At 75.4% G+C, this 22507-nt stretch carries 18 protein-coding genes; 4 read left to right on the top strand and 14 right to left on the bottom strand.

Annotated elements, in window-relative coordinates:
* Nucleotides 1-106 precede the first annotated feature (106 nt).
* From ilvD to ACH4SL_RS06875, 6 genes are all read right to left on the bottom strand, one after another.
* Entirely contained in the window at nt 107-1945 is a 1839-nt protein-coding gene (gene ilvD / locus ACH4SL_RS06900) for a dihydroxy-acid dehydratase (protein ID WP_398442359.1), read from the bottom strand.
* Between the two features lie 94 nt (nt 1946-2039).
* On the bottom strand, nt 2040-2792 hold the full coding sequence (locus ACH4SL_RS06895) for a 2,3-diphosphoglycerate-dependent phosphoglycerate mutase (protein ID WP_398442358.1): 753 nt from the start codon (nt 2790-2792) through the stop codon (nt 2040-2042).
* A complete protein-coding gene (eno, locus tag ACH4SL_RS06890; protein WP_398442357.1) occupies nt 2789-4057 on the bottom strand; it encodes a phosphopyruvate hydratase in 1269 nt (422 codons plus the stop codon). The genes ACH4SL_RS06895 and eno overlap by 4 nt, the downstream gene beginning before the upstream one ends.
* Nucleotides 4058-4409: 352 nt before the next feature.
* A complete protein-coding gene (locus ACH4SL_RS06885) occupies nt 4410-5138 on the bottom strand; it encodes a hypothetical protein (RefSeq protein WP_398442356.1) in 729 nt (242 codons plus the stop codon).
* On the bottom strand, nt 5135-5521 hold the full coding sequence (locus ACH4SL_RS06880; RefSeq protein WP_398442355.1) for a hypothetical protein: 387 nt from the start codon (nt 5519-5521) through the stop codon (nt 5135-5137). The genes ACH4SL_RS06885 and ACH4SL_RS06880 overlap by 4 nt, the downstream gene beginning before the upstream one ends.
* Before the next feature lie 317 nt (nt 5522-5838).
* Nucleotides 5839-7470 carry a tannase/feruloyl esterase family alpha/beta hydrolase gene (locus ACH4SL_RS06875; RefSeq protein ID WP_398442354.1) on the bottom strand — a complete coding sequence of 544 codons (1632 nt, stop codon included), beginning with the start codon at nt 7468-7470 and terminating at the stop codon, nt 5839-5841.
* A 241-nt stretch (nt 7471-7711) separates the two neighbouring features.
* Between ACH4SL_RS06875 and ACH4SL_RS06870 the strand changes: the two genes are divergently transcribed.
* Nucleotides 7712-8269, top strand: coding sequence for a CGNR zinc finger domain-containing protein (locus tag ACH4SL_RS06870; RefSeq protein ID WP_398442353.1), 558 nt, complete (start codon nt 7712-7714; stop codon nt 8267-8269).
* Between the two features lie 156 nt (nt 8270-8425).
* Here ACH4SL_RS06870 and ACH4SL_RS06865 read toward each other — a convergent pair whose 3' ends face one another.
* Nucleotides 8426-11995 carry a CHAT domain-containing protein gene (locus ACH4SL_RS06865; RefSeq protein ID WP_398442352.1) on the bottom strand — a complete coding sequence of 1190 codons (3570 nt, stop codon included), beginning with the start codon at nt 11993-11995 and terminating at the stop codon, nt 8426-8428.
* A gap of 75 nt (nt 11996-12070) precedes the next feature.
* Between ACH4SL_RS06865 and ACH4SL_RS06860 the strand changes: the two genes are divergently transcribed.
* The 3 genes from ACH4SL_RS06860 (at nt 12071) to ACH4SL_RS06850 (ending at nt 13825) form a co-directional block, all read left to right on the top strand.
* A complete protein-coding gene (locus tag ACH4SL_RS06860) occupies nt 12071-12427 on the top strand; it encodes a hypothetical protein (RefSeq protein WP_398442351.1) in 357 nt (118 codons plus the stop codon).
* Complete coding sequence (locus ACH4SL_RS06855; protein ID WP_398442350.1) at nt 12424-13077, top strand: hypothetical protein; 654 nt, start codon at nt 12424-12426, stop codon at nt 13075-13077. The genes ACH4SL_RS06860 and ACH4SL_RS06855 overlap by 4 nt, the downstream gene beginning before the upstream one ends.
* A gap of 169 nt (nt 13078-13246) precedes the next feature.
* Complete coding sequence (locus tag ACH4SL_RS06850) at nt 13247-13825, top strand: hypothetical protein (protein ID WP_398442349.1); 579 nt, start codon at nt 13247-13249, stop codon at nt 13823-13825.
* A gap of 138 nt (nt 13826-13963) precedes the next feature.
* Here ACH4SL_RS06850 and ACH4SL_RS06845 read toward each other — a convergent pair whose 3' ends face one another.
* The 7 genes from ACH4SL_RS06845 to ACH4SL_RS06815 form a co-directional block, all read right to left on the bottom strand.
* A complete protein-coding gene (locus ACH4SL_RS06845) occupies nt 13964-15727 on the bottom strand; it encodes a hypothetical protein (RefSeq protein WP_398442348.1) in 1764 nt (587 codons plus the stop codon).
* A gap of 131 nt (nt 15728-15858) precedes the next feature.
* Complete coding sequence (locus ACH4SL_RS06840) at nt 15859-17049, bottom strand: hypothetical protein (RefSeq protein WP_398442347.1); 1191 nt, start codon at nt 17047-17049, stop codon at nt 15859-15861.
* 53 nt (nt 17050-17102) lie between these two features.
* The gene (locus tag ACH4SL_RS06835; protein WP_398442346.1) at nt 17103-17981 is read right to left on the bottom strand and encodes a patatin-like phospholipase family protein; all 879 of its coding nucleotides are present in this window, start codon (nt 17979-17981) and stop codon (nt 17103-17105) included.
* A 125-nt stretch (nt 17982-18106) separates the two neighbouring features.
* On the bottom strand, nt 18107-19699 hold the full coding sequence (locus ACH4SL_RS06830) for an FAD-dependent oxidoreductase (protein WP_398442345.1): 1593 nt from the start codon (nt 19697-19699) through the stop codon (nt 18107-18109).
* Nucleotides 19696-20454, bottom strand: a complete 759-nt coding sequence (locus tag ACH4SL_RS06825; protein WP_398442344.1) for a methyltransferase domain-containing protein — start codon at nt 20452-20454, stop codon at nt 19696-19698. Before ACH4SL_RS06825 ends, ACH4SL_RS06830 begins: the two co-directional genes overlap by 4 nt.
* Complete coding sequence (locus ACH4SL_RS06820) at nt 20454-21716, bottom strand: lycopene cyclase family protein (RefSeq protein ID WP_398442343.1); 1263 nt, start codon at nt 21714-21716, stop codon at nt 20454-20456. The genes ACH4SL_RS06825 and ACH4SL_RS06820 overlap by 1 nt, the downstream gene beginning before the upstream one ends.
* Before the next feature lie 156 nt (nt 21717-21872).
* A complete protein-coding gene (locus ACH4SL_RS06815) occupies nt 21873-22493 on the bottom strand; it encodes an RNA polymerase sigma factor (RefSeq protein WP_398442342.1) in 621 nt (206 codons plus the stop codon).
* Nucleotides 22494-22507: the final 14 nt, after the last annotated feature.

Below are 22507 nucleotides of genomic sequence, written 5' to 3'. Positions count from 1 at the left end.
CGGCCGCCGTGGGGCAGGGTGGAAGCACGTGACGTGCTGGGTGCCGCCGCCGGGGGCCGGCCGGCGTGACGCCGGGTCAGCCCCCGGCGGGCGTCCGGCGACCGCATCAGGGGAGCAGCGTGACATCGCGCACGGCTCCGGTGTCCGCGCTGGTTGCCATCGCCGCGTACGCCCTCAGGGCCGGTGAGACCTGGCGGTCGCGGTCGCGGGGCGCGTACGTCCCGCTGAGCGCGGCACGGCGTTCCGCCAACTCGGCTTCGCCCACCAGCACGTCGATGGAGCGCTCCGGGATGTCGATGCGGATCGGGTCGCCGTCCCTGACGAGGGCGATCGTGCCGCCGGCGGCCGCCTCCGGGGAGACGTGGCCGACGGACAGGCCCGACGTGCCGCCGGAGAAACGGCCGTCGGTGGCCAGCGCGCACGACGTGCCGAGGCCCCGGCCCTTCAGATAAGCGGTCGGGTAGAGCATCTCCTGCATGCCCGGGCCGCCCTTGGGGCCCTCGTAGCGGACGACGACCACGTCCCCGGGCCTCACCCGCCCGCCGAGGATCACCTCGACGGCCTGCTCCTGGGAGTCCACGACGACGGCGGGCCCCTGGAAGGACAGGTTCGCCTCGTCGACCCCGGCTGTCTTGACCGCACACCCGTCAACGGCCAGGTTTCCGTACAGGACGGCGAGCCCCCCGTCGGCGGAGTACGCGTGTGCCGGGTCACGCACGCACCCCGACACGGCATCGACGTCCAGCGATTCCCACCGTTCCGACTGCGAGAACGCCTGCGCGGAGCGCACACAGCCGGGGGCGGCGTGGAACAGCTCCACCGCCCGCGGTGACGGGGAGCCGCCGCGCACGTCCCACTGCTTGAGCCAGTCGGCCGGCGAGGCGGAATGGACGGTGTGGACGTCCTCGTCGAGGAGACCGGCCCGGTGCAGCTCGCCGAGGATGGCGGGGATGCCGCCCGCGCGGTGCACGTCCTCCATGTGGAAGGTGCTGCTGGGCGCGACTTTGCACAGGCAGGGAACGCCACGTGAGAGGCGGTCGATGTCGGCGAGGGTGAAAGGGACGTCCGCTTCGCGAGCGGCCGCGAGCAGGTGCAGGATCGTGTTGGTGGAGCCGCCCATCGCGATGTCCAGGGCCATCGCGTTCTCGAACGCGGCGCCGGTGGCGATGGCGCGCGGCAGCACGGTGGCGTCGTCCTGCTCGTAGTGGCGCCGGGTCAGCTCGACCACGGTGCGGCCCGCGTCCTCGTACAGCGCCCTGCGGGCGGTGTGGGTGGCCAGGACCGTGCCGTTGCCCGGGAGTGCCAGGCCCAGCGCCTCGACCAGGCAGTTCATCGAATTGGCGGTGAACATCCCCGAGCACGACCCGCAGGTGGGGCAGGCGGCTTCCTCGACCCGCGCCAGCTCGCTGTCGGAGACCGACGGGTCGACCGCTTCCGACATCGCGTTGATCAGGTCCAGCTTGCGGACCGTGCCGTCGACCAGCGTCGCCCGCCCGGCCTCCATCGGACCGCCGGAGACGAAGACCGTCGGGATGTCCAGCCGCAGCGCGGCCATCAGCATGCCCGGGGTGATCTTGTCGCAGTTGGAGATGCAGATCAGCGCGTCCGCGCAGTGGGCCTGCACCATGTACTCGACCGAGTCGGCGATCAGGTCGCGCGACGGCAGCGAGTAGAGCATGCCGCCATGGCCCATCGCGATGCCGTCGTCCACCGCGATCGTGTTGAACTCACGCGGCACCGCACCGGCCGCCTTGATCGCCTCCGAGACGATCCGGCCGACCGGCTGGAGGTGGGTGTGCCCCGGTACGAACTCGGTGAAGCTGTTGGCGACCGCGACGATCGGCTTGCCGATGTCGGCGTTGTCCACGCCGGATGCGCGCATGAGGGCGCGCGCACCCGCCATGTTGCGGCCGTGGGTGACCGTACGTGACCTCAGCTCGGGCACGGTTGCTCCATTCGTAGGGGATTGTCCTGCGAGGCGACGCATGTGCTGCGCGCCGCGCGCGACGGTGCGGGGGCCGGACCGGGGCGGCTTCCGCTCACTGGTGTGCCACCGCCTCCGCTGCCCGGGACGCCGCTTCGGGGTCCAGATAGGTGCCGCCGGGGGCCGCGGGCCGAAGGGAGGAGTCGAAGGCGTAGTGCAGCGGGATACCGGTGGGGATGTTGAGTCCTGGGACGTCCTCGGGCGGCAGGCTGTCGAGGTGGGCGACGAGCGCGCGCAGCGAGTTGCCGTGCGCGACGACCAGCACGGTGCGGCCCCGGCGCAGGTCGGCGGCCAGGGCGTCGGCCCAGTAAGGGAGCAGCCGCGCCTGGACGTCGGCCAGGCTCTCGGTGTCCGGCCGGGCGTCCGGCGGGAGCGCGGCGTAGCGCGGGTCGCCCGCCGGAGGTGTGCTCCCGGGCGCGGCGGGCGGCGGCGCCACGTCGAACGACCGCCGCCACACCGCGTACCGCTCCTCCCCCGCCTCCGCGCGCACGTCCTGCTTGCGGCGGCCGGTGAGGCTGCCGTAATGGCGCTCGTTGAGCCGCCAGGTCCGCCGCACCGGGATCCAGTCCCGCTCCAGCACGGCCAGCGCCAGGTCGGCCGTGCTGACGGTGCGGCGGAGCACCGAGGTGTGGACGATGTCGGGGAGCAGCCCGGCCGCCGCGAGCAGGCGCCCGGCGGTGAGCGCCTCGACGCGGCCGGTGGGGGTCAGCGGCACGTCCGTCCACCCGGTGAAGACACCCGCGGCGTTGGCGGTGGACTGCCCGTGGCGCAGCAGCACCAGCGCGCCGGGCGCATGCGGACACGTCACGGCTGGAGGCCGTAGGGCAGGTCGGGGTGCTCGGCGGCGATCTCGATCAGCCGGTTGTACTTGGCGACGCGCTCGCCGCGGGCGGGGGCGCCGGACTTGATCTGGCCGCAGCCGGTGCCGACCGCGAGGTCGGCGATGAAGGTGTCCTCCGTCTCGCCGGAGCGGTGCGAGACCATCGCCGCGTAGCCGGCGTCACGGCAGACCGCCATCGCGTGGAGCGTCTCGGAGACGGTGCCGATCTGGTTGAGCTTGATCAGGGACGCGTTGGCGATCCCGTCGCGCACCGCGTCGGCGATGACCGCCGGATCGGTGACGAAGTTGTCGTCGCCGACGAGCTGCACGCGCCCGCCCAGGTGGGCGGTGAGGGCCGTCCAGCCGTCGTGGTCGTCCTCGCCGAGCCCGTCCTCGATGCTCCACACGGGGTACTCGTCGATGATCTTCGCGTAGCGGGCGATGAGGTCCTGACTGCTCAGCAGCTCGCCGTCGACGCGGTAGCGCCCGTCCGGCTGCCGGAATTCGCTGGCCGCGGGGTCGAGCGCGATCGCGACGCCGTCCCGGCCGGGGGTGTGCCCGGCGTCGGTGATGGCGAGTGTGATGAGCTCCAGGGCGTCCTCGGGCCGGGACAGCGCGGGGGCGAAGCCGCCCTCGTCGCCGAGCCCGGTGTCGTGGCCGGCGTCCCGCAGCCGCTTGCGCAGCGCCGCGTAGACCTCGGCGCCCGCCCGTACGGCCTCGGGCAGGTCGGGCGCGCCCAGCGGGGCGATCATGAACTCCTGGAAGTCCAGCGGGTTGGGGGCGTGGGCCCCGCCGTTGAGCACGTTGAAGTGCGGGACGGGCAGCCGCGGATCGACCCCGATCGGGGCCAGGTACCGACACAGCGGTACGTCCGCCTGGGCGGCCGCGGCCCGTACGGCGGCCATCGAGACCCCGACGATCGCGTTGGCGCCCAGCCGCGACTTGTCCGCGGTCCCGTCCAGCTCGATCAGTGCCCGGTCGAGCGCGGCCGGGTCGGCGAAGTCCCGGCCGCGCAGGGCGTCGGCGATCTCACCGTTGACATGCGCGACGGCGCCGCGCACCCCCTGCCCGGCGTAACGCGCCGGGTCCTGGTCGCGCAGCTCCACCGCCTCACCGGAGCCCGTCGAGGCGCCGGACGGCACCCCCGCGCGCCCCACCGCGCCGCCGGACAGACCGACCGTCACCGCCAGTGTGGGGCGAGCCCGGGAATCGAGGATCTCTACAGCGTGCAGCGTCGTGATCTGGATCGACATGGTCAGCCCTTCGTCGGGGAAGCCGGAAGTCCGGGAGAAGGCAGCACACGCACCGCCCCGCCCGCGCCGACGCCGGCGCCCGGCCGTGCCGGGAGGGCGCGAGGAAGCGCAAGGCTCGGCGGTCGCGACCGCGAGGTGTGAGGAAACGGGGGCATGGTTCTCCTACCTGTGAAGGTAGGGACCGTTGGCGGCGGAATGCCGCGGATGACGGCGAGCCCCTCCGCCGTTCGACGCTCCTAGCCTACGCGGCCCGCGCGCCGGAAAGCGCCGGGGGCCACGGTGTCCCACCGACCGAACGCGACGGCTCCGAGTCCCTCAACGCCGTGAGCGCGCCCGGGGCGCCGGCCGCGGTTCACGGCAGGGGCTCCTCCGCTGCCCGTGCACGCCAGTGGGCGAGGTTGTGGCGTGCGGTGAGGGCGGAGGGGTGGTCGGCGCCGAGGTGGTGCCGCGCCCGGGCGCTCAGCTCCTCGCAGTGGCGGACGGCCGCGACCACCTGGCCGGACTCCCCCGGGCTCGTCCCCGCGCGGAACAGCACCGGATGGGCGTCCGGCCGGTACAGGCAGCCGGCGGCCTCCGCGAACGAGGCCAGTGCCGAGGCGCACGCCCGGAACGCCTGGGCCAGGGCGGTGTCCCGCTCGACGTCCGGCCACGCCGCGACCAGGCCGTCCGCCGCCGCGCGGGCGGTCTCCCCGTAAAGGGCGGGGGAAAGGTTGTCGCGGGTCGCCCGCTGGACGATCTGGTGGACCCGCACCGACGCGCCTTGCCGGCCCGCGCCCTCGGACACGTCCAGCAGGCTGAGACGGTGCAGCGCGCGCAGGGCGCCCATGGCGTCCTCGGCGGCGACGGCGCCGCCGCGCCCGGACGGCGCGCTGCCCGCCGGGCGGTGCGCCGCGAGGTGGCCGAGCACCGGGGTGGTGAGCAGGGCGGCGGCGGGGGTGCCGCCGGCGTCGAGGAAGGCGGCGAGGCGCAGCATGGGCCGTGCGAGCCCGGCAGGCCGCAACCGGTCGGCCTGCTCCAGGGACAGCGACCATGCGGCGGCCATGCTGTGGCCCTGGCTGTCGGGGAGGACGTCCGGGCTCATGTCGGAGAGCGTGCGGGCGCGGTCCGCGAGCCGCTCGCGGTAGCCGCGCACCGGCACGGCCGCTGCCCGGCCTTGGGCTCCAGCCGCGCCACGAACGCCTCGGCGGCGGCCTGCGGGTCGGCCGGGTCGGCGCCCGCGACCCTGGCGCGCCCCAGTCCGGCGACGACAGCGGCGCGGTCCACCGCGGTCACCCACACCAGGAGGTCCGCCTCGCCGCCGGCCCACGCGGTACGGGCGTGGTCCGCGGCCAGTTGCGTCTTGCCGACACCGCCCGTCCCGGTGAGGACCCGGCACAGCACCGCGGTACCCCCGGCGGCGACGGCGGCCCGCAGCCGGCCCGCCTGCACCCGGTCCTGGAGGGCATGGGCGCGTGACGGGATCACGCCGACCTGGTGGGGTCACCGTGCAGGCCGCCCGGTACGACGCGGCCTGCACGGTGACCCGGTCGATCCGCCCCGCCGCGACCGATCCCTGCCCCACGGCGCGGACCTCCAAATCGCCGCCCACCGCCTGGCCCCGACCGTCGGCCTGCGGTAAGCCGCCCTCCGCACGCTCCCCGGTCACTCACACCTCCGTGCCGTACTTCCCCCGACAGTAGAGCGCGGCGGGCCGTTGTGACGTACAGCCTCGGTGACCATGTCGTTCCGGTGGCCTGCCGCCGCTGTGGACGCGTGCCGAGGTCAGGCCGTAGGAGAGAGCTTCAGTGCCGGGAGGGCGCGACGCAGCGGTAGCTGCCGGCCGAGGCGGGGTCGCCGTGGCCGTTCCAGCGGGAGACCTCGGGGTAGCGGCACAGCTCGCGGGTGACGGGCCGGCCGTCCGGCAGGGTGGCCGCCGCGCTCAGGGTGCGCGGGGCCTTGCCGTGCTCGACCCACTCCGTCAGGGCGCCGAGCGCGTCGGTGGGGGCGGGGCCCGAGGTCGGGGTGGCGGCGCAGTGGGTGACGCCCGGGGCCAGGAAGAGCCGGTAGAAGTCGTCGACGTTCCCCGTGCCGCCCATCAGCCGGTCGACCTTCTCCCGGTAGTCCACCGTGCCCTGGGCGGGGATGTACTGGTCGGCCTGGCCCTGCCAGCTGAGCAGCTTGCCGCCGGACGCCCGGAAGGCCGTCAGATCCGGGTCGTCGGTGCCGATGATCCTGTCGTACTCGGCCTCGGACTGCCGGAAGAGCTGGGCGAACCGGTCGTAGGTGAGGGTGGTGAGGTCGTAGGCGGGCTGCTTCAGCACGAAGTCCGCGACCCACTGGGCGGGGACGGGGAAGGGGTTGCCGATCGAGGTGCCGTCGTCGGCGGTGCGGGTGGCGGCCAGGTCGAAGCTCGCGCCGACGGGCAGGCCCGCCCACAGCTGCCGCCCCGAGGTGGTGCGCGGGCCGTCCCAGATCTTGCGGACGACGGCCGCGTCCGCGGCCGTGACGGTGACGGGTGTGCCCTCGCAGTCGATGGTCGTGCCGACGAGCCTGCGCGGGTCGTAGTGGCAGTCCCCCGGGTCGCCGATCAGTCCGTCGGGGTTGCCGTCGAGCATGTCGCAGGCCTTGACCGCGGCGGCGGTGAAGGCGTTGAACTCGCACTGGCTGGGGAAGGTGTGCTCGTTGTTCATGACCACCTGCGGCCACAGGGTGGCGACCTCGAACTCGTCCCAGTTGATCGCGGGCGCGTCGGCGAGGATGCCGTCGTAGTCGTCCGGGTGGCGCTGGGCCTCCATGTAGCCCTGGCGGCCGCCGGTCGAGCAGCCGTTGAAGTAGGAGTAGCCGGCCGGGGTGCCGTAGACGCCGGCCACGACCTCCTTGCTCACCACGGCCGTGTCGTGCTCGGCGCGTGAGGCGAAGTCCTCCAGCAGGGTCCGGTCGACGTCGCCCTGGGCGTCCAGCGCCCAGCCGGTGTCGGTGTAGCCGCCGACGCCCGCGTCGGTGGTCGCGGCGGCGTAGCCGTGCTTGATCGCGTCGGCCAGGTTCTGGCCGTAGTCGCCGGCGGCGTAGGCGCTGCCGCCCACGGTCTGGAGGCGGCCGGTCCAGCCGGTGCGGGGCAGCCAGACGGTGACCTTCTCGTGGTCGCCGGCCCCCGGGTGGGTGAGCGTGAGGACCACCTCGCAGTAGGCGGGGACGTCCGGGACGTCCACCGGTCCGGTCGGGGTGATGTCCACGTGGACGGTCCCGCCCGGCAGGCTCCGCGCCGTCACGGACTCCACGGCCGTGCCCGCCGGGCCCCGGACGGACACCGGCGAACATCGGAAGGGCGCGCCCTCGCGCGGTCCGGGACCGGTCTGCGCGGAGGCCGAGGCCGGCAGGCAGACGGCCGCGGCCAGGGGTACGACGGCGGCGAGGACGGTCAGAAGTCGTCTCATGGCATTCCCATCGGTGAGGTGGCCGGCCACCGGGCCGGGCCGCCATGTGCGGGCGGCCCGGCGGCGGACGCGACGTCAGGTCTTTGGGGAACCGCAGGTCGCAGGCCGTACGGGCGGCGACCTCGCGGATCGTGAAGAGATTTGCACACAGCGCCGTCACCGGTCAAGCCGGTGACGCGTGTCGCGTCCCGGCCGCCGCCGCGGCCTTGCGCCCGCGGTAGTCACCCGTCAGACTGGTGACATGAACCTGGACCACGTGTTCGTCTGCGGAAACCCCGCGCTCGACTTCGCGGCGACGCTCCGAGCGCGGCGCTCGCTGCGTTTCGAGATGTTCGTGACGCCCGACCGCCTGGACGCGTGGTACCGGGAATCCGGCATCGTCGACGAGGTCTCCCCCTCCAGGGAGGCGGACGTGGAGCGCGCGAGGACGGTCCGCGAGGCGATCTACCAGCTGGTCACCGCCCGCCGCCTCGGCGAGCCGTACGCCGGCGGGGCCCAGGAGACGCTCAACGCCGCGGCGCGCGAGCCGTCGGCGGTGCCCCAGCTCACCCCGGCCGGGCGCTGGACGGCCGCGACACCGGGAGAGGCCCTGGCCGCTCTGGCGCGGCAGGCCGTCGAACTGCTGAGCGGCCCCGACGTCCCGCTGCTCAAGGAGTGCGGCAACCCCGAGTGCACGCGCGTCTACATCGACCGCTCCCGCGGCATGCGGCGCCAGTGGTGCGGCATGGAGTCCTGCGGAAACAGGATCAAGGCCGCCGCCTACCGCGCCCGCAAGAAGACCGCCCCCACCCCGGCCTGACACCCGCACGCCACCCGGCGGGACGGAGCGGCGGCGGCCGTCTCGTCGAGCACCTCGCCAGCGGTGAGTTCACCGCCGGCCGGCGGCCGCGGCCCGCGAGCGGTGGGCGCGGGCCGCGGCGGCGGGGTGCCGTGCGGCTCTCGGCCGCGTGCGCCGCTACGGGCCGTCGTGGACGAAGGGCGCCCAGACCGTCGGGTCGGTCGGGTGGTCGGCGCGCAGGGCGGCCACCGCCCGGTGCAGGGCCTCGGCCGTGCCGGCGGGATCGAGGCCGGCCGGGCCGGCGAGATGCCGGTACAGCTCGGCGGCCACCGTCGCCGCCGCCTGGTCGTTGACGCTGCCGAGCGTCGCCACCACGTGCCGGAAGCCGGCCATGCGGAACGCGCCGGCCGGGTGGATCGCCTCGTCCATGAGGTTGCCGCCGCCGACCCGGGTGTGGCAGGCCGAGAGGAAGGCCAGTTCGGCCCCTTCGTGGCGCAGCTCCGCGATGTCCAGCACGCTCAGGTCGCCGTCCCGCAGGCACAGCCCGGCCGAGGAGGGCGAGGTCATGTCGAGCCCGCCGTGGCATGCGAAGTGCGCGCACGCGTGGCCGGGCAGCAGCTCCCTGACGGCCCCGGTGGTGGCGGCGCCGTCGAGCAGGACGGTCAGCCGCTCCCGGTCGAGCACCTCCGTCAGCGCCGCGACCTCCTTCGCCACCCCCGGCAGAGCGGCGTGCCCCCGGCCGGTGTCGGTCACCCCGACCGCCAGCAGCCGGCCTCCTGCCGCCGCCGGCCGCTGCCGGCTCTCGACGAGTGCGGCCAGCGTGGTGGTGTACGAGGACACGGTCAGGAACGGCAGGCCGACGGGCTCGGGACCCCCGGGGCCGGACGCGGTACGCGGGTAGCGGCCCGCCGCGTGCAGGGGCGCGTTGGCCAGCGAGGCGGTGGGGCACCACCAGATCCGGGGCGGCACCGTGCCGCCGCTCAGCGCCCTGAGGCGTTCGAGGACCGGGGAGACGATGCGGTCCCACAGCCACTCCAGGGTCGTGTGCGCGGTGTGCCGGGCCCTTTCCCCGGCCAGAAAGCCGGCGCCGGGGCCCGTGGCCTCCTCGCGGTGCCGCACGTAGGTGTTGACGATCTCGTCCGTCTCCCGCATCTCCACCTCCTTCAGCGGGACGACCTCGGCCCGGCGGTCCGGCAGGACGATGACCGCGTCGCAGCGGATGCTGCTGATGTTGACGATGACCACCGGTCCTTCGGCCGCGGCAGTCGCGAGGGTCTCGAAGCGGGGCGGGGCGAGGAAGTCCTCGAACCCCTGGAGGGCCCGCGCCTGCGCCAGCTTGTGCGCCCACCGGGTCCCCAGCCGGAGCCGGGCTTCCGCGTCCAGCGCTTCGGCGCCGGGCTGGTCCTCTGCCTCCAGCGCCTCCGCGCCGAGCTGCTCCCCCGTAGCCAGCCCCTCCGCGCCGAGCTGGTCCCCCGCATCCGGCGGCTCCGCGCCCGGCCGCCGTGTCCCGCCGGTGGTCGCCGTGCCTGCCATGAGGGCCGAGCGGATCTGCTCCAGTTCGGCCGCCAGGCCGGATTCGCGCGCGGACAGGGCGGCGAGGTCGCCCCGCATCTGGAGGGCCGCACGCCACAGCACCGACCGGCCCTGCTCCAGCAGTTCGACGGCGAGTTCGGGCCGGCCGGTCTCAATCGCCAGGGCCGCCGCCTCGCGGGGCATCGCCGCCCCGTCGCGCAGGCTCCGCTCCTGGTCATCCCGGTCGAGGCCCATCCACCCGAACTCCTGCACCAGCCGGACCGCGACGACGGAGCCCGCCAGGGCGTCCTCCGCGTCCCCCGCCTCCCACGCGACACCCGCCCAGAACCTGGTGGCGAGCAGGCGGTCCTGCGGTGAGGAGCCCGGAGCCCGCGCAGCCCTCCGCAGGGCGTCCAGCGCGGCCTCGCGATCGCTGCCCGGGCCGCCGAGCCGGTGGCGGGTCAGCAGCGCGGCCGCGAGGTCGAACGTCAGCTGGGAGTAGGCGATGTGCCCGGGGGGACAGGCCTCGACGGCGGCGGTGAAGGCGTCCACCGCCTCCGTTGCCGTGGCGTAGGCGTCCGCCGGCGGTTGGGGGGCGTCCGTGGGGCCGTCGCCCGGAGCTGCGGGCTCCCCCGCCCCCTCGGCCCGGTCGGCAGACTCCCCGGCCTCCTCGGCGACGTTCCGCAGCATGCGCCCCAGCGTCCGGTGCGCGTCGAGGCGGGACAGGGAGCCGCGCGCGGTGGCCGCCGCCTCCCGCGCCGCCGCGACGGCCGCCGTACGGTCGCCCGCGGCGTCGAGCAGCTCCGCCAGCCGGGCCAGCAGCATGGGGCGGCGGGCATGGCCGGGCGGCGCCGCCTCCAGCGCGCGGCGGACGACGCCGGCCGTGTCGGGGCCCTTCGCCGCGAACGCCGCGGCGATCAGGGTCTCCGGGTGGTGCTCGGGGGCCGTCCCGGGCCCCTGACCCACCCGCTCCGCCTGCTCCCGCGCGGCCCGGCGGTCGGCCTCGCGCCCGGTCAGGTCGGCCCGGGCGCGCAGCGCGCTCGCGAGGTTGGTGGCGGCGCGGACGGCGTGCCGGGGGTCGTCACCGACACGGGCCGCGCCCAGGTTCGCGACCGCCGCGTTCAGATCGTCCAGCGAGCCCCGCCGCATACCGCGCACGAGCAGCGCGGCCCCCAGGTTCCCCAGCGCCAGGGCGCCGCCCGGCGGTGCGAGCGCGACCGCCTGCTCGCCGAAGGCGACCGCGTCGTCCAGCCCGCTGTCCGTGTCGGCCCGTTCGGCGAGCCTGGCCAGTGCCCCGCACACGCTCGCCGCGAGGGCCATCCGCCCGTGCGGGTCGCCACCGGGCTGCGCCAGCACGGGGCGCCCGACCTCCTCCACCGCCCACTCCAGCGGCCCGGGCTCCTCGTCGGCCTCGAACCGGAGGGCCAGCACGGCGATCAGGGCCTGCGCGGCGAGCGGCCGCCGGGAGTCACCCGCCGGGACGGCCGTGAACGCCGCCGCCGCCGTGGCGATCGCCTCCTCGAGGTCGACGCTGCGCCCGTAGAGGTCGTACCGCTCACGGAGCCGGTCCCGGAGGGCCGCCAGCATCTCCGCCCGGAGGGGATCGCGCTCGGAAGCGGCCTCCACCGCCCGCCGGGCGAGGGTGACTGCGCGCACCAGCGACGCGTCCTTCCCGGTCAGACCGAAGACGCGGTACGCGGCCTCGGCGTCCCGGTGGAGCGCGTGCGCGTCCGCCGCGGGCCGGGCCGGCCGCCGGAGGAGGCGCCACCTCCGCCGCGGGGGCTGCGCCGCCGGCCGCTCGCCCCCGGTCATGGCAAGGAACGCCCGCACGTTGCCCGCTGCCTGCGGGTGGCCCATCGCCTCCGCCGTGCGGAACCAGTCGAGCGCCTTCGGATCCCCCGCGTTGTGGAGCAGCACCCCGAGGTTGTTGGCGGCCTCCGGGTGCCCTCCGAGATGCGCCCGGGTGTAATACCGCTGCGCCAGCGGCAGGTCGCCCCGCCGCTCGGCCAGCAGCCCGCAGTTGTACATGCCCCCGGGGTCGCCGAGCCCGGCCGCCTCGCGGAACAGCTCCTCAGCCTCGGCGGTGCGCCCGAAACGCTCCAGCCGGACCCCCTCGACCACCAGGCCGTACGCGTAACTCCCCAGCTCCTCCACGGCGTCGTCCGGGCCCGGTCCCTCGTCCGCGCCCGCCAGGCCGTCCGGGCCCGCCGTGTCGTCGTCCTCGTCCGTCGCCATGCGTGGCCCCCCAGGCGTTGCGAAAGATAGTCAGATTTCATGCCAGGCTACGACGTTGCTCACTAAGGTGGAGGCATGTCCGACGAAGCCGGGATCAGCTATTCCGCGACCACCGATTACCACTGGACGGAGCGCGCCTTCACACTCCTCACCTCCGCGGACCTGACGGTCGAGCGGCACGTGGCGGGGGGCGCGCCGTACTTCGTGGTGACCGGTCCGTGTCCGCGCTGCGGCCACCACTTCGCCGACCGGCAGGTCACCGCGGCGCTCACCGGCCTGTCCGGCCCCAGCAGAGGCGAGGGTTCCGACGCCGCCGACGTGGTCTTCCTCGATCTCACGTGCAGCTGCGGGACCGCGCACCAGGACGCGCCCCAGGGGGCGACCGGGTGCGGCGTCAGCTTCCGGATCGGGATAGAGACGGCCGAGGGATGAGCCACGCGTTCCGGCTGCCGCCGCGGCCTCCCGGTGAGGCCGATCTGGCCGAACGCGACCGCTTCCAGGCCCTGGTACGGGACTCGCTCCCGAACGTCCGCGCCAGCGCGGAGGCATGGCGCAACGGCCTGGCGGCGTTCGTCACCCTCGTGGGCACGGCGGTCGTCGTGAAGGGCCGCACCACCGCCGCGGACCTGCCCGTCGGCTGGCGGCTCGCGGTCACCGTGCTGATCGGCGGCGGCCTCGCGCTGGCCGTTGCCGGGCTCTGGCACGCCCTGGCCGCCCAGGCCGGCTCCCGCTCGCTGTCGGTCACCCTGGCCGACATCCACCGCGACTACGGCTCGCTGGACGCCTTCCACCTCGCCACGGCGATCCGGGCCGCCCGGCGGCTCACCCGCGCGCGGCAGACCGTGGCCCTCGCCCTGGCCTGCCTGTTCGCGGGCACCGCCCTCACCTGGTGGGCGCCCGGAGAGACGTCGGGGCAGGACCCGGGCGGCCTGCGCGTCACCTACGGCACCGGCACCGTCTGCGGCACCTTCGTCTCCACCGGTCACGGCGTGCTGAGTCTGGCCGTCGCGGGGCAGTCCGCACCGGCCGCCGTTCCGCTGGCCGCCGTCACGTCGATCACGCCCGTCGCCGCCTGCGGCTGACCCGGCGGACCGCGCGGCCGCGCTCCACCGGGGCGCCATGCCGCAACTCCCGCCCCGCCGCCGGCTGATCACCGAGGAGCCGGGCCGGTTCCCACCGGCAGGAAGGTTCGGGGCTGTCAGTCGGAATGGGTAGCTTGGCACCGCAGAGAACTCTTGGGGGGCGGGGCTGATGGGCTTCAACGGATATCTGGTGCTCGGGCGCACGCAGGAGGCGGTGACGGAGTTGTTCGACTTTCCGCCGTCGGCCGAGATGAACGTGTACGAGCCGGCCGACTACCCCGACGGCTGGCGGGTGATGGGACTGCGGCCGTATCCGAACGAGAACCTGATCGGCGACGACCAGGTGAGGCACGTCGCCGACATCACCGGCGCGCCGGCGCTGGTGTGCCATGTCTTCCTGAGCGACTACGCGATCGTCCGCGGCTGCGCACCGGGCGGCGAGGTGTGGAGCGCGGAGCTCAACGTCCGCCTGGCGGTCGAGGCCGGCGTGCTCGAGGAGTTCGGTGTCACGCAGGACGACGACGGGCTCACCGCCGCCGAGTGGCAGGAGTGCGTCGACGCTGTCACCGCCCGCTGGGAGGCGGACCGCGCCCGGATGCTGGACCACGCGCTGTCCTGGGCAGCAGCGGCAGGGCACGAGGTCGACCCGGCGGGCGTCATGGAGGTCGTCTCCGGCACCGACACGTATGCCGAGGTGGCCGTGCACAACCTCTTCCGCAGCCTCGGCGTCCGCATCCCTCCCGCCTGACGCGGTCCGGGGCGTACAGACGCGCTGTCGGGCGGCCGCAGTGGTTGCTCGGGCGGAGTCCGCAGCGCGCCTGGTGCAGGGGCGTGGCCGGCGCCGTCTCGGCGGAGAAGCAGGTGCGCGCGTCGGCGCGCTCGGCGGTCAGGGAGCGCCGCTCCACGGATCGACGCGTGGCGGCGGCTCCCCGGGCCGCGTGGCGCCGAGGCCGTCCTCCGAGACCCGGTGCACCAGGTCGATCTTCGTGTAGGCGGGTCTTCCTGCCAGCCGGTACTTGGACTTGACGCGGTTGAGGTAGTCCTTGGCCGTGTTCGGGGTGACACCGGCGCGGCGGGCCGCGGACTTGAGGGTCATTCCGGAGGCGTAGTCCAGCAGGATCTGCAGCTCCTTGGGGGCCAGCCGCGGTCTGGTGGGGGCGCCGCCCTCCGGAGCGCGCCCGTCGCCGGCGCCGGTGATCCGGCCGAGCCACCAGGGCAGTACGGCGGCGGAGAAGTCGTTGCTGTAGACGCTCGGACGGCGGCCGCAGTGGTAGACGTCGTCCCGGACGGCGCCGTGGACCCGGAAGCCGAGGCTGCGCACCAAACCCTGGTATTCGGCGTTCGCGGTGGAGATGACCAGTTGCCCGTCGGCGAGGGCGGCCTGCCGGAGGATGTGGCGCAGCAGCTGGGCGCGGACGGCCTGGTCGGGGCAGTGCGCGGCGCCGAGGAAGAGACCGCCGCCGGCCATGGCCGCGCTGTGCTGCTGGAGCAGCGGCTCGATGCCGTCCGCCGTCCGCTCGTCGATCGGCATGAGGTTGGCGAGGCCTATCGCCCGCTCGTGCCGGTCGTAGGCGATGTGGAAGGCGGAGATGTCGTCGCCGGCCCAGCGCTCGGTCAGATGGTCGCAGCGACGCGCGTCGAAACCGCCGTCCAGAGCCCACTGGCGCATCAACCGTCCGATGTCGCCGGCGTCCGCGTCAGCGGCGGTGCGGAAGCGCACCGTGCTGGGCGCGGCAGGGAAGAGGTTCCGCCGGACCAGCGGGGCGGCCCCGAGGAAGAGCCCCTGCTCGGTGAGGACGGCGCGTTCCGCGCGGTCAGCGGCGCGGGCCAGCAGGGTGAGGCGGTAGTCGCGGGCGCGGACCCGTACGCTCTCGTGCGCTTCCGGCCGCCGCCACTGGTAGGCCAGTTCGAACACGGTCCGGTAGGGCTCGGTGATCTGGAGTCCGAGCGCGCCCCGGCCGACGACGCTGAGCGAGGCGAGCGAGGCGAAGTGGTCGGGGCCGCCGGGCAGGAGCCGCTCGTCGCCGGACCCCACGGTGGCGAGCAGCCGCAGGGCGTGGCGCCACTGCCTGCCGGGCAGTTCCCGGCCGAGCCGCTCCAGGATCTCCTCGGCCACCTGGTCGGCGATCGCGCCGGCTGCGTCCGGCGGCACACCGGCGTCCAGGGCGCGGCAGGCCACGTCGGCGATCAGCGGGATGCCGCCGGCGAGCCGGAGCACCAGGGCGCGACCGTCCGGGTCCGCTACGGCGGCGGCCCGCGCGGCGATCCGCTCCTCCGGCGCGGGCGCCAAGGTCACGGTGGCGGCATGCGTCCACTGCGGATCGGACAGGAGCGGCTTGCGGCTGACCACGACCACGGTCGGCCGCCTGTCACCGCAGCGGTCGAGTTCGCGGCGCAGGGCGTCCCGCCGCTGCCGTCCGTCGGCGCTGTCCACCACCACCGGCCGCCCGGCGGGTGCGGCCAGCGCCTGGCGCAGTACGGCCGGCCCGTCGGACCGGTCGAGGTCCACCCGCACCGAACCTTCGAGACCGGCCACGAGCGTGGACTTTCCGACCCCGAGCGGACCGGCCAGATTGACCAGCGGATATTCGGCCGCCGCGACGCGTAACTCCTCCAGAGCCGCCGATCCGGATTCCTCCGAACTCCTCACGGACACCGCCCTCCAGGCTCTCCGACCGCCGTCGCAGGACGATACCCAGCTCGGCCCACGCTGCCCAGACCGGGAACGCCACCGCGTGCCGGCGGCGCCGTCCGACGGCCGGTGGAGGTGGCCGGACGGGGTCAGACGTGGGTGGTGCCGGGGGCCGCGCGGGTGGCGATCCAGGCGTCGACGCGGGTCCACTGGGTGAGCAGCCACTCGCTGCGGGCTTCCCGTGTACGGGGTACGTCACCGGACCTGACGCGCCACCAGTGGGCCCGCACCGGCTGACGCAGGGGAATGCCCGTCCAGGCCGAGCGGACGCAGTCGATGACGTCGAGGCCGGAGTGCGCCACGAAGATCGCGTCGGCGGTCGGCGCCGCCTCCAGAGCCGCGAGCACGCCCGCGTCACGTGGTGGCAGGACGTAGTGCAGCCGCGCGGCACGTGCGGCCTTCCGCAGGCGCCCGTGACGGCGGAGGGAGGCGACCGCTCTGCGGTGGCGGCGCGGGGTGAAGTTGCCGCCTTCCGGGAAGAGGACCAGCGCGTCTCCCGGGCCGAGACCCGCGGCCAGCGCGCCGACCGCCTCCTGGTCCCTGCCGTCCTGCGCGGGCAGGAAGCAGTGCGGGACCTCGCTGACCAGTACGTCCAGGCACGGGTCCGCGCGCAGCGAGCCCTTGAGCACCGTGCAGGGGCGCACACCCGCCTCGCTGAGAAGCACATGGAGGACGAGGAAGGAGTCGCCCGGGCCTGCGTGCCGGGCGAAGACCAGCAGCGGCGGGCCGGGCTGCTCCGCCGGGGCCGGTATCCGAGGGGTGACGCACAGGTCGAGGCCGAACAGGGGGCGTGCCGCGGCACGTAGGTGTGCCAGCAGCCGGTTGAGCACCGCGTACGCGCCCGCGACACGTGCCTCACGCGCACCACGGCGGCCCGGAGGGTGGCGTACGTAGAGCGCCGCCGCCATGACGAGACCCGCACAGTCCGCCAGCAGGTAGAGGAGCAGGAAGCCGAGGACGCGGGCGGGCCGGGCCGGTCTGCGGGCGGCGAGGGACACCGCGCCGGCGAGGGCGGCGACGGCGAACAGCGCGGCCACGACCGGGACGAGCGCGAGCAGCAGCGGCACGGTGGTGGCGCGTCGCGCCACCGCGAGGGCCGCGGCGCCCGCCCGCCGGCGCGGACCGGCCGCCGCGGCGGCGGTGGCCGGTGGCGTGCTGCCCGGGCCGGCCGCCGGGCGCCGGGCCGTGGAAGGCGCCCCCTGCGGGCACCCCGTTCCGGGAAGCGCACCCGCGTCGGCCACCGGCTGCCGAGCGCCCGGCACGGCTTGCGGATCGCCCACGACCGGAGTTCCCTCGGCGGCAGGCCTCGCCGGAGCGCCCTCCCACGGGGGCGTCACCGCGACGCCTTTCCGCCGCCGGGGCCCGCGAGCGCTGCGTCCAGGTAGCGGGAGGACGCCGCGTACGCCGCCTCGATGCGCTGAGCCGTGCGACCGAACGTACGGTGGCGCAACTGGCCGAGAGAGCTGGGGCTCTCCTGCGCGGAGCCGCTGGGCAGTACGTGGACGGTCACGCCGCCCGGCAGTTCCGCCATGTCACGGGCGAAACGGTGGCGGCGGGCGATCTCGAAGGCGACGAGGGCGACCTCCCACGGCAACCGCGGTGGCCGCAGGGCGCGTTCCACCCGGCCCACCTGGAGGACGTACACCTCCTGTGCTCCCAGGGACACCGCCCGCGCGACGGGGATGCTGTTGACGAGTCCGCCGTCCACGAAGTGCTCGCCGTTCAGTTCGACGGGCGGCAGCAGGCCCGGTACGGCGCACGAGGCGAGGACCGCCTCGATGAGCGGGCCGTCCTCGAACCAGTGCTCGGCGGCCTTCTCGATGCCGGCGGCCACGCACTGGAAGGGTACGGCCAGGTCCTCGACCCGGCTGACGGGCAGGTGCGAACGGAGCAGGTCGTCCAGCGGACCGGGTGCGTACAGGTGGGTGCCGCTGCGTACGGCGGTGGTGAGCCGGCCGAGGAGCGAGCCGGTGAACACCCCGGCCCGGCCGAGCCCGGTCCACAGGTCGGCGAGGCGGTCGATGGCGGCGGGCGACGGCTCGGCGGCCACGGCCGCGCCGTTGATCGCGCCCACGGAGGTGCCGACGACCGCGTCCGGCCGGATGCCGACGGCGAAGAGCGCCTTCAGCATGCCCACCTCGTGGGCGCCCAGCGCCCCGCCGCCCCCCAGTACGAAGGCCCTTCGCGCGCTGTCGGCCGCTGCATCGTCCATAGCCCTCCCCTTGCCCCGGCCGGCCGCGTTCACGCCCGGACGACCCCGCACCCCGCCCGCCGGCGACCTGCGCCCTCTTGACACCCGGCCTTCGGGGGACTGGTCCGTCCGGGACGTCCGGGACGTCAGGGTGCCGGGACGGGCGGGGCGGGGTGTCGGAGGGGGCGGGCGAGGGCGGCCGCGGCGCGCAGGGGGGCCGAGCGGCCGCGGTCCGGGACGGTGTGCAGGGTGTGGCAGCGCGCGCCCCAGCGGTGCAGGAGGGCGTTGGCCGCGAGGAAGCCGGTGGTGGCGGCCCGCTCCATGAGGGCCACGGGGAGGTCGGTGCGGACGAGGTCGCCCGCGAGGACGAGGCCCGGGTCGGGGGTGGTGACGGTGGGGCGGTCGTGGTGGGAGCCGACGGGGAAGAGGGGGCAGTCGGCCTGCCACTCGTGGCGGGCGTCCACGACGCGGGCGTCGCGGGTCTCGGGGTAGAGGCGGTGGAGCTGGCGCAGCAGGAGGTCCTGCTGCGCCTCCCGCGCGGTGTCGTCGCGCAGTGCGTAGGCGTGCAGTTCGACCACGGAGCCGCCGGTCCGCGCGGCCCAGTCCGCGGCCTGGCTCTCCCACCGTTCCAGGACGCTGGCGTTGTCGAGCGGGCCGTAGCCGCTGGTGCCGAGGAAGCCGGGGCGGTCGCGGGCCACCGGGCGGTCGAGCCACAGCCGGGAGACCAGGAAGGGCGGAGCGGTGCGCAGGCGGGCGACGCGTTCGCGCCAGGGCCGGTCGCCGAGTCGCGGTGAGGCGCCCACCAGGGTGCGCAGGCCGGCGGCGTCCAGTGCGAGGACGACCGTGTCGTGACGGTCCGCGGTGTCGTCGGTCTCGACGACGTACCCGCCGCCGGGGACGGGGGTGACGCCGTGGACGGCCGTCCCGGTGCGTACGTCCGCGCCCAGCCCGTCCAGGTGGCCCCGCAGCGGTTCCCAGAGGGCCTGCGGGTAGGGGGCGTCGGGGACGTCGAAGAGCAGGCCCTCGCTGGAACCGAGGAAGTAGATGTGGAACATCAGCGCCATCTCGGCCGCGGACAGCTCGGCGGGGTCGGCGAAGAAGCTGCGGGAGAAGACGGAGAAGGCCAGGCTGTTCGCGGCCTGGGGGAATCCGATGGCGTCCAGGTACTCCGCGGCGCTGAGGTGGTCCAGGCGGCGGTAGACGTCCGGCACCCGCACGTCCAGCAGCGGCAGGGCGGCCACCGGGTGCATGCGCATCAGGTCGCGGACGGTGAAGGCGGGGCTCAGGGCGACGAAGCCGAGGGCGCTCAGCGGCGGGGTGCGCGGAACGTGCCGGAAGCTGTCGCGCAGGCCGCTGCTGTGCTGGAGCGGGTAGTCGGGCAGGCCGGTCAGCCCGGCGAGTCGCGGGTCGGTACGGCGCAGCAGCGCGCGCAGGTTGTAGTACTGGCGGAAGAAGGCGTGGAAGCCGCGGCTCATGGTGGCGTCGCTGCCGTCCGCGAGCCGCACGGGCCAGCCCGCCACCCGCCCGCCGAGGAAGGGCCGGCGTTCGTACACCGTGACCTCGACGCCGCGTTCGGCCAGCGCGGTGGCCGCGGTGAGTCCGGCGATGCCGCCGCCGACGACGGCCGCGGAGCGCGTACGCCCGGCGGGCCGCGGTGCGCCGGGGTGGGCGGGCAGCACACGGATCCGCCTGTCGCGTCCGGCGCGGCCGCCGCCGGGCCGCAGGAGTGCGCCGGTCACCGCGCCTCCCCCGCACCGGCGAGGGGCCGCGCGGTGTCCTGGACGCCGCCGGGCCGGCGGGCGAGCACGGTGTGCACGATGCCGGCCTGCCACCCGGCGACGGGCAGGACCCGCGGCGCGCTGAAACCGGCCCGGGCAAGACGTGCGGCGAAGGCGGCGGCGGTGTCGAATCCGGTCACGCTGCGCCAGAGGTGTCCGTAGAGCGCGCGGTTGCCGGTCAGGGCGCCGGCCGGCTGGACGATGCCCTTGCACACCGCCGTCCACACCGCGCGGTCCACCGGACGTCCGCTCAGCGCGTACTCGTGGACGGCGAGCCTGCCGCCGGGGACGAGGAGCGCGTGCACGCGGGCCAGGACGGCGTCGGGGTCGGTGAGGTTGCGGAAGAGGTAGGCGGCGAACACCGCGTCGAACGGGCGGCCCGACACCTCGTCGGGCAGCGCCTCGGCGGTGGCGTGCACGAAGGTGACGCGGTCCGGCCACCGTTTGGCCGCGGCGCGGCGCAGCATTCCCGCGGACGCGTCGACGGCGACGACGTCGGCGGCGGAAGCGGCGTGCAGCAGCGCGGCGGTGGACGCGCCGGTGCCGCAGCCGAGGTCGAGCACCCGCAGGCCCGCGCCGCCGTTCGGCAGGTCCAGCCGGCGGGCCGAGCGGCGCAGTTGACGGTGGTATCCGGGGTTGGCGGCGACGAGCGTGTCGTAGCTGCGGGCGCCGCGGTCGAAGGCGGCGGCCAGGTCGGTGTCGCGCAGGAGCACCATCACATCTCTCCTCGGATCCCGGGCCGGCCGGGAGGGGCCCCGGCGGGCGGCGGGGGTGGCGGGGGCGCCGGGGGGTCCACGAAGTGGCGGCGCGGAAGGGCGGGCAGCGCCGCGGCCGACCGGAGCATGCGCAGGACGGGCGTGTGCAGGCCGATCGCGAGGTCCTCGTGCAGGCGCGTGGCCCCGTCGAGGAAGCGCAGCAGCCGTACGGCGGGCACCTCGCGGAAGAGCCGGGGGAAGAAGTCGGCGCCGTCGATGACACCGCTGTCCAGCCCGTGCAGCAGGACCGCGTCCATGGCCGCCGACCGGGAGCGGTGCGGGCGCGGCGGGACGGGGACGCGGCCCGCCCGGTAGGCCCGCGCGATGGCCCGGCTCTGCCGCTGGATGGTGGCGAAGGTGTAGCCGGTGGCGGGGCGGGTGGCGCCCCCGGCGGTGCCGATGCGGAAGACCGCGGGGCCGCTGCTGCGGGCGAAGCGGCCGTCGGTCATGGGGATCGCGCCGGTCTCGGTGCTCGTGACGTCGAACTCCCCCAGCCGCAGCACCCGCCCGGTGTAGTCGAGCAGCGCGGCCCGGTAGGCGTCGGGGGTCAGTGCCCGGGCGGAGAACTGCGTGTATTCCACCAGCGCCTCGTGGGGCCCGGTGGGGAGGACGTAGGCGAAGGCCATGCCGTGCCGTGGCTGCGGGACGCGGAAGTCCATCCAGTCGGCCACGCGCGGGTCGAAGACCGGCCGGCGGGTGCGGACGAACCAGCCGTGGAAGTGCTGGAGCAGCAGGGTGCGCGCGGCGGGCGGCAGGGGGCGGGGCCGGGAATCGAACAGCCAGCGGGCGCGTATCGTCAGCCGGTTCCCCCCGGCGGTGGTGAGCAGCGCCTCGGCGCCCCCGCCGACCGCCCGTACCCGCTCCACCGTGCCCTCCGCGCGCCGCACCCCCGGAAGGCCGTCGAGGTGCGCGCCGACCAGCGCCTCGAAGTCGGACGAGCGGATCATCTTGTAGCGCAGCGGGGAGATGTCGCGGACGACCGCGCGGCCACGCCGGTCGTACACGCGCAGCCACCGCCACGACGCGCCCACCGCCCGCTCGTACGGCCCGGCCCCCGACTCCCAGAAGCACCAGGTGCGCGGCGGCGGACGCAGCCCGGACGACGAGGGCTCGACCACGACGAGCGACGGGACCCGGCCCGCGCCGGGAGGCGAGGTGAGCGCGTGGGCCAGCGACAGCCCTGCCGCGCCGGCTCCGACGATCGCGACGTCCGCGTCCTGCACGCCGTGCGCTCCTTCCCTCCGCAGCGGTGTCCCGTTCCCGCGCCAGCATTCCGTGACGGGAGGCGTATCGGATGCAGGCGCGGCACCGACTCACCCCAGGGGCCTCTTCCGGACCCCCGCGGGAGTCTTCGGGGGCGCCCCGAGGAGCCCGCACCGTCAGTGCGTCGGTTCCGGACGGCGCAGGCCGCCGAGCGCGGCACCGGCGGGCGCGGTGCGCAGGTGCAGCAGGCCGCGCCGGACATGGCTCTTGACCGTCCCCAGCGGCCAGCCGGTCCGCTCGGCGATCTGCGGCTGCGTCAGGTCCTCCCAGAACGCGAGGCGCAGGACGGTGGCCTGCGGCCCGCTGAGTGCCGCCATCGCCTGCGCGACGACGATGACGTCCAGCATCCGCTCGGGCTGCGTCTGCGGCTGCTCCGCCACGGCCGGTCCCGAACCGGCGGCGTTGATCAGCTCGGTCCTGCGGGTGCGCGCCGCGAGGGCGTCCGCCACCTTGCGGCGGGTGATGCCGACGAGCCACCCGGCGAGCGGTCCGCGGTCCGGGCGGAAGCGGCCGCGGCCGTGCCAGGCGGCGAGGAAGACCTGCTGCTGCACGTCCTCGGCCTCCCTGGCGTCGCCGAGCGAACGGCTGGCGAGCGTGTGGACCAGCGTGCCGAAGCGGCGGTAGGCGGCCACCACGCAGGCCTCGTCGCCCGCGGCGAAACCCGCTCCGATCTGCTCGTCGCTCAGGCCGTCCGCCGGCCACGACGGATCCTCACAGGTCTGTGGCCCGACGGTCATGACGCGTCTCCTTC

Origin of the sequence: Streptomyces sp. NPDC021020 (assembly GCF_044333285.1) — a bacterium.
GTDB lineage: Bacteria > Actinomycetota > Actinomycetes > Streptomycetales > Streptomycetaceae > Actinacidiphila.
The sequence above is the reverse complement of the archived record's forward strand: the minus strand, read 5'-3'. Positions and strand labels throughout refer to the sequence as shown.

Excerpts from the sequence above, each read along its gene's own strand:
- ACH4SL_RS06825 (WP_398442344.1), bottom strand. The coding sequence starts at position 20,454 with ATGGTGCTCCTGCGCGACACCGACCTGGCCGCCGCCTTCGACCGCGGC.
- ACH4SL_RS06835 (WP_398442346.1), bottom strand. The coding sequence starts at position 17,981 with ATGGACGATGCAGCGGCCGACAGCGCGCGAAGGGCCTTCGTACTGGGG.
- eno (WP_398442357.1), bottom strand. The coding sequence starts at position 4,057 with ATGTCGATCCAGATCACGACGCTGCACGCTGTAGAGATCCTCGATTCC.
- ACH4SL_RS06870 (WP_398442353.1), top strand. The coding sequence starts at position 7,712 with ATGAACCTGGACCACGTGTTCGTCTGCGGAAACCCCGCGCTCGACTTC.
- ACH4SL_RS06860 (WP_398442351.1), top strand. The coding sequence starts at position 12,071 with ATGTCCGACGAAGCCGGGATCAGCTATTCCGCGACCACCGATTACCAC.
- ACH4SL_RS06875 (WP_398442354.1), bottom strand. The coding sequence starts at position 7,470 with ATGAGACGACTTCTGACCGTCCTCGCCGCCGTCGTACCCCTGGCCGCG.
- ACH4SL_RS06855 (WP_398442350.1), top strand. The coding sequence starts at position 12,424 with ATGAGCCACGCGTTCCGGCTGCCGCCGCGGCCTCCCGGTGAGGCCGAT.
- ACH4SL_RS06885 (WP_398442356.1), bottom strand. The coding sequence starts at position 5,138 with ATGAGCCCGGACGTCCTCCCCGACAGCCAGGGCCACAGCATGGCCGCC.
- ACH4SL_RS06850 (WP_398442349.1), top strand. The coding sequence starts at position 13,247 with ATGGGCTTCAACGGATATCTGGTGCTCGGGCGCACGCAGGAGGCGGTG.
- ACH4SL_RS06815 (WP_398442342.1), bottom strand. The coding sequence starts at position 22,493 with ATGACCGTCGGGCCACAGACCTGTGAGGATCCGTCGTGGCCGGCGGAC.
- ACH4SL_RS06865 (WP_398442352.1), bottom strand. The coding sequence starts at position 11,995 with ATGGCGACGGACGAGGACGACGACACGGCGGGCCCGGACGGCCTGGCG.